The organism is Bradyrhizobium sp. CCBAU 11434 (assembly GCF_028128895.1).
Taxonomy (GTDB): Bacteria; Pseudomonadota; Alphaproteobacteria; order Rhizobiales; family Xanthobacteraceae; genus Bradyrhizobium; species Bradyrhizobium zhengyangense.
Window position 1 is genome coordinate 129,179 of the sequence record NZ_LBJX01000100.1, and the last position, 13,000, is coordinate 142,178.

The 13,000-nt window shown below is 61.6% G+C and carries 8 protein-coding genes and 1 pseudogene; 8 read left to right on the plus strand and 1 reads right to left on the minus strand.

Annotation, left to right across the window (positions count from 1 at the left end):
• Positions 1-65: 65 nt before the first annotated feature.
• The 4 genes from XI06_RS33065 (at position 66) to XI06_RS33080 (ending at position 7,906) form a co-directional block, all read left to right on the plus strand.
• Positions 66-3,308: a hypothetical protein gene (locus tag XI06_RS33065; RefSeq protein WP_237870710.1), complete on the plus strand. Its 3,243-nt coding sequence runs from the start codon at positions 66-68 to the stop codon at positions 3,306-3,308.
• Positions 3,309-3,496: 188 nt separating this feature from the next.
• On the plus strand, positions 3,497-3,781 hold the full coding sequence (locus XI06_RS33070) for a hypothetical protein (protein WP_237863576.1): 285 nt from the start codon (positions 3,497-3,499) through the stop codon (positions 3,779-3,781).
• 317 nt (positions 3,782-4,098) lie between these two features.
• Positions 4,099-6,426: a C25 family cysteine peptidase gene (locus tag XI06_RS33075; protein WP_237870439.1), complete on the plus strand. Its 2,328-nt coding sequence runs from the start codon at positions 4,099-4,101 to the stop codon at positions 6,424-6,426.
• A 7-nt stretch (positions 6,427-6,433) separates the two neighbouring features.
• Positions 6,434-7,906: a lipase family alpha/beta hydrolase gene (locus tag XI06_RS33080; RefSeq protein WP_237870441.1), complete on the plus strand. Its 1,473-nt coding sequence runs from the start codon at positions 6,434-6,436 to the stop codon at positions 7,904-7,906.
• An 85-nt stretch (positions 7,907-7,991) separates the two neighbouring features.
• On the opposite strand, the gene XI06_RS33085 is transcribed toward XI06_RS33080, so the two are convergent.
• Positions 7,992-8,735 carry an SDR family NAD(P)-dependent oxidoreductase gene (locus XI06_RS33085; protein WP_237863883.1) on the minus strand — a complete coding sequence of 248 codons (744 nt, stop codon included), beginning with the start codon at positions 8,733-8,735 and terminating at the stop codon, positions 7,992-7,994.
• 140 nt (positions 8,736-8,875) lie between these two features.
• On the opposite strand from XI06_RS33085, the gene XI06_RS33090 reads away from it, so the two are divergent.
• The 4 genes and pseudogenes from XI06_RS33090 (at position 8,876) to XI06_RS33105 (ending at position 12,991) form a co-directional block, all read left to right on the plus strand.
• Positions 8,876-9,646, plus strand: a complete 771-nt coding sequence (locus XI06_RS33090; RefSeq protein WP_237863579.1) for a methyltransferase domain-containing protein — start codon at positions 8,876-8,878, stop codon at positions 9,644-9,646.
• A gap of 214 nt (positions 9,647-9,860) precedes the next feature.
• Positions 9,861-10,862 carry a DctP family TRAP transporter solute-binding subunit gene (locus XI06_RS33095; protein WP_237863580.1) on the plus strand — a complete coding sequence of 334 codons (1,002 nt, stop codon included), beginning with the start codon at positions 9,861-9,863 and terminating at the stop codon, positions 10,860-10,862.
• Between the two features lie 260 nt (positions 10,863-11,122).
• Positions 11,123-11,464, plus strand: a pseudogene (locus tag XI06_RS33100) (TRAP transporter small permease); the annotation flags it as partial.
• A gap of 243 nt (positions 11,465-11,707) precedes the next feature.
• Positions 11,708-12,991 (plus strand): TRAP transporter large permease, encoded by a 1,284-nt coding sequence (locus XI06_RS33105; RefSeq protein ID WP_237863884.1) that lies wholly within the window; start codon positions 11,708-11,710, stop codon positions 12,989-12,991.
• The last annotated feature ends 9 nt before the right edge of the window (positions 12,992-13,000 follow it).

Genomic DNA, 13,000 nt, shown 5'->3' on the forward strand with positions numbered 1-13,000 from the left:
CGCGGAGCATTCATATGACGGTTGTTCCTCCCGCCAGTGGAGTCACGCTCCACGATGGCGATACGATGGATGTCAGTGGCGGCATTTCCGTCGATCGCACATGGATCCTGACTGGTGGTTCGCAGACAGTCGGCGGATCCTCCACGACATCCACGGCAACCAACACGAACATCTTTGGCGGAGAGCAGGACGTCGTCTCCAATGGCCTCGCCAGCTATACGACCATCTACCAGGGCGTCCAGCGCGTCACTGGCGAATATGTCCATGAGGGCCCAACCCCCGGCAAGGCCGATCACACCGCCATCGATGGCGGCGAGCAGGACGTCGACACCGGTATCGCAACGGCGACGAGGGTCAATTCAGGCGGCATCCAGAACGTGACCAATGGTGGTAGCGCCAGCGGCACCATTGTCGAATCCGGCGGCGTTCTCAAAGTCTCGGGAGAGACTGTCGAAACGGCACCCGTGTATCCGGAACCGGTGATCCGAAGCGTAGCGACCGGTGCAACCATCAACTACCAGGGCGAATTCGACGTCACGGGGGGCGGAACCGCAGTGGATGCCATCGTCCATGGCGGCGTCATGACGGTCTCGGGATCGATACCGGATCCGTTTGCTGGCGTCCCCGGCCAGCCGGCCGTCGACGCCAGCATGGCGATCGGCACCACTATCGAAAATGGTGGAACCTTGGCGGTATCGAACGGCGCGTTGGCATCCGGCACGACCCTGCAAAACTTCGCTACGCTGAATGTGGATGCAGGTGGCACAGCGACCGACACGACAATCGATCTGGGAACGATGCAACTATCCGCCGGCGCGACGGCGACCAACACGGTCGTCAATCTAGGTGGCGCTTTCATCGTACTCGGAAATGCCAGTTTTTCGGGGACGGTCTTCAATGCCGGCAGCACCTTCGAGATCGGCGGCGGCACGATTGAGAACGGATTTGCGGTTGCGAATGGCGTGACGTTGACCGTTTTGGACGGCGGCATTCTCAAGAACAGCATTGTCACCACAGGCGGAACGCTCATCCTTGAAGCCGGTGCGACGTTTTCCAATGCCACCTTCCAGAGTGGCGCAACGTTTGTCGTTGACTATGACTATGCGGTAGACGGCTTCACCGTAGCGAGCGGCGTCACGTATAAGGTGATCGGCGCAGCCACGAACACGACGATATCGGCGGGCGGCAAGCAAATCGTCGGCAACTTCGGCGAGGGAGGCTCAGCGACCAACACCGTCATCAATGGCGGCGAACAGGATGTCGAGCTTCTCGCCACCGCCAGCTATACGACGATCAGCATGGGCGGCATTCAGCATGTCGCCGGCCTTTATATCCATGATGAGCCGGGACCAGGACGGGCCGATCACACCACCATCAACACTGGCGGCGAACAGGATGTCGACACCGGCATCGTCTCGTCGACCACAGTCAATGCCGGCGGCGTCCAGAATCTCACCAATGGGGGGATTGCCAGCGATACCATCGTGGCGTCAGGCGGTATCGTCAATGCGTCGGGAGAGACCGTTTATTATTCGCCCGGTGGTTATTATGCCACCGTCATCAGAAGCGAATTCGATTCGGCTGATGTTGGCAGCGGCGGACAATTGCACCTGACCGGGGCGGGGATCGCCAAGAACGCCACCATCGATGGCGGTGCGATGACGGTCTCGGGATCGATACCGGATCCCGTGACCAACGACCCAAGTTTACCGCCCGATCCAAGCGCACCAGCGGTCGACGCCAGCGAGGCGACTGGAACAATCCTCAATTCCGGTAGCGTTTCCGTCTCGGACGGCGGCATCGTCACCTCCACCACCCTGAACAGCGGCACGCTTGACGTGCTCGATCAGGGCACCGCGAACGCTTCGACAATCCATCATGGCGCCACAGAGCTCGTGGAAGCAGGCGGCATTGTCGGCGCAACCACGATCGCTGGAGGGACGCTTGACCTCAAGGCGGGTGCAATCGCTGACGACGTGATCACTTTCTCCGGCCAGGGCACGCTCAGGATCGAGCAGAAGCTGGTCTCGGGCCCATCGACCTTCGCAAGCGCGATCAAAGGCATTGCGCTCGGTGACCAGATCGACCTTTCCGGGCTGTCCTATACAAACGGTGCAACGGCGACTGTGTCCGGCTCGACACTTACGGTCAGTAACGGCACGGCGAGCGAGACTTTCATCCTGGCGGATACGTCAGTCACGCATTTCGGCATCACGAAAGACGGCGCCGACGGCATTTTGCTAACGGCGGACACGCATCCGACCGGTCCTACGACGATCAACGGTCCGGCATCCGGTTATGCGATCATCGAGGGCACGACGGGCAACGACATCATCCATGCCTATGGAATGTTCAATATCATCCACGGCAACGGCGGGGACGACGCGATCTACGCCGGACTGTACGCCGCTGTCGATGTGCCAAGTGGCGACAGCTCCGTCTATCTCGCGGGCTTCGACAACCGTGTCACCGGCGGCGACGGCAATGTCACGGTGAAGGGGGCGACAGGCGCGACCACGATTGCGCTCGGCAATGGCAACGACAGCATCGACGCCAGCGGATACGGAAACATCATCACGCTGGGCAACGGCAAGGATATCGTTCATCCGGGTGACGGCGCGAGCACGACGACATCAGGCAATGGCGACGACCAGGTGACGCTCTCCGGATTTGGCAACAAAGTCGTGCTTGGAAACGGCAACGACGTCGTCACGAGCGGAGGCGGCGCCAATAACATCACTCTCGGCGATGGCGACAACACCGTTGACCTCGACGGGATGGCCAACCAGATCAGCGTCGGTTCCGGGACGAACACGATCATAGCCGGCAACGGAGTGGACAGCATCGTCGCCGGCGCGGGCCACGATACGATCACCCTCGGCGGGGTCGCCAATCACGTCGTGCTCAACGGCTCCACGGCAAATGTGACGAACCAGATTGGCCAGGACGTCATCACAGCCAATGGCGGATCAGATCAGTTCAACTTTGTCGGATTCGGAAACCAGGCGATCATCAATGGCCCGGCCCATGTCGACATCACCGATCACAGCTCGGGTCTGACCGTCTCTGTCAACTCCGGCAACCAGATCGATACGATTGCCGGATTTGGTCATGATGCGCTCGGCGTCATCGATCTTGCAAACGGCGCCGGCAATTATCGCTCCGTCGCCGACATCATGAGCGCGCTCAGGAGCGATGGCCATGGCGGGACGGTGCTTGCGCTGGGCAGTGTGCCCAACGCCGGGTCGATCGATTTCGCCGACACCGCGATCAGCCAATTGCACGCGTCGAACTTTGTGATCGTGTAAAGCTGAGCCTCCTTGCGCCTCTTGCGAAGGCAAGTGACGGCCTTGTTCGCGCCAAGAGGCTGTGACCCGATCGGAGGCACGTCAGTACCTCTGTCTCACATTTGTGCCTGGTGTTGACCCTGATCAAAGGTTCGGCCGTGGGGGCACATCACGTTGGGCGGGTCAGCGTTCGAACGGGAGGAAACAACATGATCTTCAACGTCAGGCGTCTTGGGCTGGTCGTGGCGGTGGCTCTGTCAACCGCCGCACCTTTGTCGGTACACACCTCGTCCTCAACACTGCCATCGGTCTCGATCGACCGTGCAGAAGCGAGAGTAGGGCGACCGCTGACGCCGATGAGCGTCGCGGGCGTGAACCGCAGGGTGCATCGGCGCGCCTATTACGGCGCAGCGGCGGTCGGAGCTGCCGGGGCTTACGGTGCGTACGGCTACCGGAGGGCCTGCGGATATTATCCTTATCCGCCTTGCTATTGAGACAGCGCGAGGTTCGTCGCACACAGCGGCGAACCTCGGGTGATCTCAAGCATCGACTCGCGCGATTTCAGCCCCATTGGCGCTCAGGCGCCTCGCTGCGGCGTGGCGGGTTGTCCGCGTGGCAAGCTTTCGCGGGCTGACCCGCTTCAGCAGTCGCGGCCCTAGAACCGAAGCCTCCGCAAGGGTGCTGGCGCTTCCGCGGTCGCGCGGCTATGACCATCATATTCTACCGCAGATTGCCGATTTCGTTTCGGAGAGAGTATTGTATGATCGGCCGATAGAGTCCGGACATTAGTCTGTAGCCAAAGAGGCTCCCTATGAGCGCCGACTTCGCTCCCGCGGTGGTGATAAAGTATTTTTCCAGTTACACCATCCATACGCCGGGAGTAGCGGAGCGGGTCGATTCCTGGGATTTTCTCGAACGCGAGAAACGGGATGCTGAAAGGCATCGGGAGTCGCAGAGGCTCTTTGCTGAATTTGCCGACTCGACGAAGAAATACGGGCGCGTCGCCGTAGAGACGGATCGCCGACAAAGCAACGTGAAGGGAAAATTCTTTTCCGATCTTGGCTTCGACACAGTGATCGTTACCGACAACAAGCTGCTCATTGCCGAGCCTGCTGTCGCTCTGACCATCATCAAGAGCGAATTCGCCGGAATGCTGGAGCGAATGAGGCAGGGCGGACAAATCAGCATCAAGATTGGAGAGCGTGAGGTCATTGTTTCGGACCAGCGCGAGCTTCAGACAGCCGTTGAGGCGGTGGAGCCACTCCTGGCGCCGAAGGTCAGAGCAAATCCTCCCGCTTCGCTCGTGCCCGCGAGCGAGCGCCAGATCAACATTTGGATAGGAGGGGGGAAGGTGGGCCTGAAGCAGGCCCTGAAGATTGGTGAGACCTATCTTCTCAATTTCAGGGTCGGGCAACCGGTCAGCGGCAGCCTGACATCTGGAGAAGCGGCCGCGGTCAATCCGAACGATGTTCCGCCAGCGGGATTGCCAACCGATTGGTTGATCGTTGCTCGCGGCGCCGAACTCGCCGCCGGCACGCCCGATACTGAAGCGAAGGTTGAAACCGTCGGCGGTGTATCGACCTGGAGCGGACGCTTCAAGGTCCTCATTCCCAAAGAAGGTGACAGTGCAACGCCGCAGCTTCGGATCAAGCCGTTGCAAGCCTCTCCAGCGATCGATGTCTGCATCACAGCGCGGAGAGAGGGAGGGTTTCCGAGGTTCAACGAAACCTATCGGCAATTCAGGATCGAACTGGCCGCCGCCGACAGTCCTGACGTTGCGCCTGTCGAGCCGGTCCACATCGCCGACGAGATCATGCCGACGGCAACAGTCCACGTTGGCCTGGGCACCACGCATGAATGGACGACGCCTAACGGGATCCTGGGCGTCGCGGTGTTGGGGCCGCAGGCCTATGTGCAAGGCTTGGCCGGCACCGAGCAGGTGGATTCGCTGGAGCCATGGCTCGGCGTGCCGGCTCAAGTCAGTGGGAAAATTCAGAACGTTCGGGACGCAGCGGAGGAGATGCGGGCTGCGTGGGAACACCACTTCAACAATATCGATCCGGCGGATCTTGCTGGTCGCCTGACGCGCTGGAGCCAGCACCAGGGGGGACCCGAATATAGTTGGAGCTCACTCGGCAATTACGCCGATCCGTCGCACCAACAGGAGTGGGACAAAATGGCCGCCAGCCCGGAGCTGCGCAAGGTCGCGCAGCACGGCCGGCTGTTGTTTCACGCATTCTTCCCGCGCAATTCCAATCTCAACCAATGGATCGCCGCGCTCGTCCCAGGAGCGCGCTTGAATGTTTCATGGACCCCAAAGGCCGGTGCAGGGTTTATTCCGCACGTGCCGTTCGGTCTGATGTACACGGCTGACGTGCCACCTGAGGGGCAGCCGATCGATCCGATGGGCTTTCTCGGCCTGAGGTGCCGGATAGCTTACACGTCCCACGTTGCGGCCCCGGCATCGCGATCTCTCGGCGCACTTGATGCAACGCATCGAGCTCACTTCCTCTATTGGGGCGACGCTCCCACCGACGTGACCGGACAGGAGGCACAATGGCAGCGTGCGCAGTGGAGCGCCTGGCAGAACCAGGTTTTCGTTCCTCACAAGGTGCAGAACGCCAAGGCGGAATTGCTCACGCTGCTGAACGACCCGCAGCCGTCGCCGACCTCTGTCCTTTATCTCTTCTGCCAATGCAGTACCGGCGCCGGCAATAATCCGACGCTGCGCTTCGGCAGCACCAACGATCCTGCCAACGTCGTCGCGCAAACGGATTTCGGAACGTCTGTGCTGGTTGACAGACCGCTGGTGTTCGCGAACGCCTGCACAACGGCGGCCGCCGACCCCTATATGGCCAACGATCTGGAAGAAGCGTTCTTCGAGCGGGGCTGTCGCGCCTATATCGGCACCGAAACCAAGGTTCCGATCGTGTTCGGCAGCCGCTTCGCGGAGATCTTTTTTCGATTTTTCTATCGTCTGGCCGATCCCGATCCGATGGCGGCCGGGGAAGCTGTGACGCAGGCGCGCCTTTTCCTATGGACTCACTACCGCAACATCGGTGGGCTCTTCTACAGCTATGTGAACCAATACGATCTGTTTCTGGCGCGTGAGGACGAGGTTCTCGCACTTCGCGGATGAGGACACCATGGAAACGATCAAGGCGTTCCTGCAGGCGAATACCGACGATCGCCTGACCATGGCATTGGACGATAGCAACGGACCTGCGCTCGGTCGCCTTCTTGGCGAGCCTGCCTATCTGGAGCTGCGCGCACTCGCGAAGGAGTGGTTTGACGGCTTCCATCTAGCTCCCGCAGACCCCAAGAACGTCATCTTCGTTCCTGGCATCATGGGCTCGTTGCTCATGAACAGCGCCAAGGGAGGGATTTGGTGGCTCGACGTTCGCACGCGGAATTTCATCGACAGCCTCGGCTTGTCCTCAGACGGGACAGGGGAAGCTGATCCTGACAACACGATCGCGCCTGTGACGGCCGACCCGAGCTACACGCCGTTTCTCTCGACGGCGCTCAAGCAGAGCGGCCTCAACCACGAGATCTTTCCTTACGACTGGCGCAAGTCCCTGCTCCACAGCAGCGCCGCACTGCGAGATCTTGTGCTGAAGCTGCATGGGCAGAATGGCGGCAAGAAAGTTCATCTCGTCGCTCACAGCTTGGGCGGGCTGATGGTGCGCACCGCCTTGATGCAGCATGCGGCCGAGCTTTGGCCGAGGCTCGGCAAGATCGTATTCATTGGAACGCCTCACTACGGTGCAACCGCGATCGCCGGCTACTTGAAGAACCATCTGTGGGGCTTCGAGCTGATGGCTGTGCTCGGCGAATATCTCAGCCGCCCCACGTTGCGGTCCTTGTGGGGCGTGATCGGCTTGCTACCGGCGCCTCGCGGCATTTATCCCGGCACACGCGAGAACGACCCCAGCCCGTGGCCGTCGGAAGATCCAGGCGATCTCTATGTTCACCCGTGTACCAATTTCGATTTTTACGACGCCCACGCGTGGAAACTGGACCTCGACGTGGCAGCCACTGCGAACCTGCAACGAATCCTTGACGCTACGGCCGACCTCCATCGGCGCCTTTACGAGACGCATCGCAATCTGGATCAGGAAAAGCGCGATCAGATGATCGTGATTGCCGGCGTGGGTTTTCAAACGCTGTTTCGTCTCTCCTACGAACCCGGATTCTTCGGCCTGTGGGAAAAGACGAGCAAGATTTTCGCCCGGGTCGTCAACGATCCTCACCGCGAAGGCGATGGCCGCGTTCCGCTTGCATCGGCGCGACTGGAGAATGTTGGCGACACTCGCTACGTTTACGGCGTGCACGGCGGGTTGACCAACATCGAAGCCGTGTACACGGACGTCTTCCGGTGTCTGCAGAACCAGCCGATGCAGTTGCCCAGGAGCGTCGCCGGAGCGCTCAGCGGACATCTCGCGGAGCCGACGGTCAGCAGGGCTCCGCACCTGGACGGTACCGCAACCGCGGCACCAGGTGGTGATGACCCCGGCTTGTGGCATCTCCAAAATCCGACTCCGGAACGGATGCGGGAACTGGAAGCCATGCTTGCGGCCGACGGCCTGCCGGGCTTTGGCCGCTTGCATCTGCTATGAAACGCACGGCGCGCAAAAGCGCACCTGTGCCCACCCCATGGCGGCGCGCAATGTGAGAGCGGATCAGAATTGACCAGCTTGCGCCCTAGAACTGATACCGCCTCAATCCTCCGTCCACCGGGATCACCGTGCCGGTGATGTAGCGCGCCACGGGCGAGGCCAGGAACACCGCGAGTGCGGCGAGGTCTTCCGGCTCGCCCCAATAGCCGACCGGAATCTCCTCCTCGGCAAAACGCTCGCGATAGTCGGGCGGATAGTTGCGGCGGATCTGTTCGCTCATGATGCGGCCGGGCGGGATGCAGTTGATGGTGATGCCGTGCTCGCCGATCTCGCGCGACAGGCCCTTGGCCCAGGCGTGTACGGCGGCCTTGGCGGCGAAGGCGGCGTTGAGGCCTTCCGGCTCGGACTTGCCGGTGATGTTGACGATGCGGCCCCATTTGCGCTCGATCATCTGCGGCAGCAGCGCATGGGCGATGCGGCGATAGCTGGTGAAGTTGAGCGCGAACGCCTCGTCCCATTTGCTGTCGGGCGCGTCGACGGGCAGGGGGCGGCTGCCGCCGGCGTTGTTGATGAGGATGTCGACATGGCCGAGCTCGCTCACGGCGAAGGCTGAAATCTTTTCCGCTGCGTCCTTGGCCATGACGTCCTGCTCGAACGGCGTGATCAGCCCGCCGCCGACCTCCTGCACCAACTCGGCGAGCAGGTCGGTGCGGCGCGCCACGCCGACGACGCGTACGCCTTCGGCAGCGAGGCCCTTGGCGATGGCGCGGCCGATGCCGATGCTGGCTCCGGTGACGATAGCGGTTTTCGATTTCAGCCCGAGGTCCATGGTCACACGCTCTCTTGATTGGTTCTTGCTTTTTGCTTTCCTGCCCGTCCCGCTGGCCCCTACCGAATTGCCTGAGCGGGACGAGCAGTGGTAACCAAGAGGCCTCGCGAAGGAAACACCAAAAAGAAAAGGCGCAGGCCATGGTCTGGGATCCGCAGCAATATCTGAAATTCTCCGGCCACCGGCTCCGGCCGGCGGTCGACCTGTTGATGCGCATTCCCGATGTCGGCCCGCGCACGGTCGCTGACCTCGGCGCCGGTGCCGGCAATGTCACCAAGCTCATCAAGGAACGCTGGCCGTCCGCCGCCGTCACAGGTGTCGAGGGCTCGGCCGAGATGGTGGCTGCAGGGCGCAAGGCCGCGCCGGACGTGGAATGGTCCCATGAAGACCTCGGCCATTGGCGTCCCGCGAAGCAATATGACGTGGTCTATTCCAATGCCGCACTGCACTGGCTGCCCAATCATGCGGCACTCTTCCCCTCTGTCATGGAGAAGGTCGCGCCCGGCGGCATGCTTGCAGTGCAGATGCCACGCAACTTCCTGGCGCCGTCGCATGTCCTGATCGGCGAGACCGCCCTGAACGGGCCCTGGCGGTCCAAGGTCGAGCACCTCGTGACGCCGCCGCCGGTCGAGGGGCCGGCCTTCTATCACGATCTTCTCGCTCCGCTCGCGCAGAACATCGACATCTGGGAGACCGAATATCTTCAGGTCCTCGAAGGCGAAAATCCCGTGAAGGAATGGACCAAGGGGACCTGGCTGACACGGTATCTCGACGTATTGCAGGGCGACGAGAAGGCCGCGTTCGAGGACGCCTATGGGATGCGGGTCGCGAAAGCCTATCCGAAGAATGCGGCGGGGCAGACGCTCTTCCCGTTCCGGCGCCTGTTCATCGTCGCCCAGCGCAAGGGTTAACGCCATTTCGGCGATGCGACATAAGCGCTCGCTCCCATCGGTGGAGCGGGCGCCGGGTTGCGCGTGCGACCGCCGCCAATATAGCCTCGCTGCGGCAAAGCTTCGCTGCGGCAAATTGGGCTTAGGTCTAGTTGTTCGGCTTGCGGATTGCTGCCACTACTGACCTGCAAAACAAAAAAGAACACGGTTTTCTAGGGTTGTTGGGAGGTCCTTCATGCGCAAACTGCTCTTTGCGGCCGCCGCGGCCGCGCTCGCTTTGGCCCCTGTGGTCGCCGAGGCTCAGAGTCCGATCATCATCAAGTTCAGCCACGTCGTCGCCAACGATACCCCGAAGGGTAAGGGCGCGCTAAAGTTCAAGGAACTGGCCGAGAAGTACACCGACGGCAAGGTCAAGATCGAAGTCTATCCGAACTCCTCGCTCTACAAGGACAAGGAGGAGATCGAGGCGCTCCAGCTCGGCTCGGTGCAGATGCTCGCGCCCTCGACCGCGAAATTTGCGCCGCTCGGCATCAAGGAATTCGAGGCGCTGGACCTGCCCTGGCTGTTCAAGGACGACGCGACCTATTCCGCCGCGATGAAGGGCACCGTCGGCAAGTGGCTGTTCCAGAAGCTCGAGGCCAAAGGCATCACCGGTCTCGCTTATTGGGACAACGGCTTCCACATGGTGTCGTCGAATCGTCCGCTGGCGAAGCCGGAGGATTTCAAGGGCCTGAAGTTCCGCATCTCCGGATCGAAGATCGCCGACCAGTATTTCCGCCTGATGGGTTCGATCCCGCAGATCATGGCGTTCTCCGAAGTGTACCAGGCGCTCCAGACCGGCGTGGTCGACGGCTGCGAGAACACCGCCTCGAACTACCTGACGCAGAAGTTCTATGAGGTGCAGAAGGACATCACCGTGTCCTATCACGCGCATCTGCAATATGCCGTCATCGTCAATTCGAAATTCTGGTCCGGCCTGCCGCCTGACATCCGCAGCCAGCTCGAGAAGGCGATGGCGGACGCGACCGACTACACCAACCAGATCGCGCACCAGGAGAACGAGGACGCGCTGGCCGAGATCAAGAAGTCGGGCAAGACCACGCTGCATTACCTCACCGATGCCGACCGCAAGGCATGGCAGGAAGCGATGCGGCCGACTTATACTTGGGCCAAGGGCCGGGTCGGGCAGGAAGTGCTCGATGTCATCGCCAAGGAACTCGACGTCAAGATGAACTGACGCGGTTTCCGGCAAGAATATACCAACGGTCGGGAGTGCAGGCACTCCCGACCGTTTCGTATCGATAGGGGGGCTTTGATTTGCTGCGCGTGCTCAACCAGCTGCTCAATCATCTCGAAGAATGGTTGATCGCGACGCTCATTGCGGCCGCAACCGGACTGATCTTCATCGCCGTCGTGCACCGTTACGGTGCGGGCGAATCGATCGTGTTCTCGCGATGGGCCACCGCGCACGGGCTGACCTGGCTGGCGTCGCTGTCGATGGTCGTGTTCACGTTCCTGTCCGAACTGGATCTGTCCTGGGCGCAGGAACTCTGCATCTACATGTTCATCTGGATGGCGAAGTTCGGCGCCGCCTATGGCGTGCGCACCGGCATCCATGTCGGCGTCGACCTGCTCGTCAACCGGCTGCCTGAGCATTCGCGCAAGCACGTCATCCTGTTCTCGCTGCTGTGCGGCGCGCTATTCACCGGCATGATCGCCGCCTTCGGCGCCTCCTTTGTCTCCGAGATGTTCAAGACCGGCCAGCAATCCAACGACCTGGAAGCGCCGATGTGGTTCGTCTATCTGGCGATCCCGCTCGGCTCCGGCCTGATGTGCTTCCGCTTCCTGCAGGTCTCGTGGTTCTATTTCTGGACCGGGCAGCTGCCGCATCATGACGAGACCCATGTCGAGGGCGTGGAGGCCGACGTCTCGCCGGCGCTGCATCCGCAGCCTGCCGGCGCCGCCACCAGGGCCGCCGCGCGAAAAGTCTCGCCGCTTGGCGTCATCCTGATCATGGCCCCGATCCTGATCTTCGCGCTGTGCCTTGGCGAAAAGACCGGCTTCATCGTGCTGCCGCACTGGATGCGCGCCGCAACCGTATTCGCGCTGCTGATCGCGCTGATGCTCACAGGCATTCCGGTCTCGATCGCGCTCGGCCTCACCGTGATGACGTTCCTGTTCACGTTGACCGCAGTGCCGATCGAAGCCGTCTCGATGAAGCTCTTCACCGGCATCGAGGGCTTCGAGATCATGGCGATCCCGTTCTTCATCCTCGCCGGCAATTTCCTTACCCACGGCGGCGTGGCGCGCCGGATGATCAACTTCGCGACGTCGCTGATCGGACATTGGCACGGCGGCCTGGGCCTTGCCGGCATCGTCGCCTGCGCGATGTTCGCGCTGGTCTGCGGCTCGAGCGTGGCCACGGTGGCGGCGATCGGCGCCATCGTGCTGCCGGAGATGGTCCGCCACGGTTATCCCATGCGCTTCGGCGCCGGCATCATCACGGTTGCGGGGTCGCTCGGCATCCTGATGCTGCCGTCGATCCCGAAGATCGTCTACGCAGTCTCGACCAATACCTCGATCGGCGCGCTGTTCGTCGCGGGCCTGCTGCCCGGCATCCTGCTGACGACGATGCTCTGCATCGTCACCTGGTGGCTGGCGCGCAACCGCGACTATCCGCGAATGAAGAAGGCGACCTGGGGTGAGACGGTCCACGCCTTCCGCGAGAGCGTCTGGGGATTGATGCTGGTCGTCATCATCATCGGCGGCATCTATAGCGGCCTGTTCACCGCCACCGAAGCCGCCGCGATGGCCGCGGTCTATTCCTTCATCATTGCGGTGTTCGTCTACAAGGCGATCGGCCTGAAGGACGTGCCGCGCGTGCTGCTGCGCGCCGCCAATACCAGCGCGATGCTGCTCTACATCGTCACCAACGCGGTGCTGTTCTCCTTCGTGCTCTCCAACGAAAATTTGCCGGCGACGCTGGCCGACTGGATCGCGGCGCAGAATCTCGGCTGGGTCGGCTTCCTGCTCGTCGTCAACGTGCTGCTGCTGCTCGCCGGCAACTTCATGGAGCCGAACTCGATCATCCTGATCATGGCGCCGATCCTGGCGCCCGCGGCCAAGAAGCTCGGCATCGACCTCGTCCATTTCGGCATCGTCATGGACGTCAACATGGAGGTCGGCCTCTGCCATCCGCCTGTCGGCCTGAACCTCTATGTCGCCTCGATGATAGCGCGCATGCGCATCACGGACCTCGCGGGCGCGGTGATGCCGTGGCTGCTCACCATGCTCGGCTTCCTCGTCATCGTGACCTATTGGCCCGACCTGACGCTGTGGCTGCCGCGGGTGCTGGGAATGCATTAGCCTGCGTGT

What these genes read in the sequence shown, in the direction of transcription:
- XI06_RS33065 (WP_237870710.1), top strand. Translation starts at nt 66, where the DNA reads ATGGATGTCAGTGGCGGCATTTCCGTCGATCGCACATGGATCCTGACT.
- XI06_RS33070 (WP_237863576.1), top strand. Translation starts at nt 3,497, where the DNA reads ATGATCTTCAACGTCAGGCGTCTTGGGCTGGTCGTGGCGGTGGCTCTG.
- XI06_RS33075 (WP_237870439.1), top strand. Translation starts at nt 4,099, where the DNA reads ATGAGCGCCGACTTCGCTCCCGCGGTGGTGATAAAGTATTTTTCCAGT.
- XI06_RS33080 (WP_237870441.1), top strand. Translation starts at nt 6,434, where the DNA reads ATGGAAACGATCAAGGCGTTCCTGCAGGCGAATACCGACGATCGCCTG.
- XI06_RS33085 (WP_237863883.1), bottom strand. Translation starts at nt 8,735, where the DNA reads ATGGACCTCGGGCTGAAATCGAAAACCGCTATCGTCACCGGAGCCAGC.
- XI06_RS33090 (WP_237863579.1), top strand. Translation starts at nt 8,876, where the DNA reads ATGGTCTGGGATCCGCAGCAATATCTGAAATTCTCCGGCCACCGGCTC.
- XI06_RS33095 (WP_237863580.1), top strand. Translation starts at nt 9,861, where the DNA reads ATGCGCAAACTGCTCTTTGCGGCCGCCGCGGCCGCGCTCGCTTTGGCC.
- XI06_RS33105 (WP_237863884.1), top strand. Translation starts at nt 11,708, where the DNA reads ATGCGCGCCGCAACCGTATTCGCGCTGCTGATCGCGCTGATGCTCACA.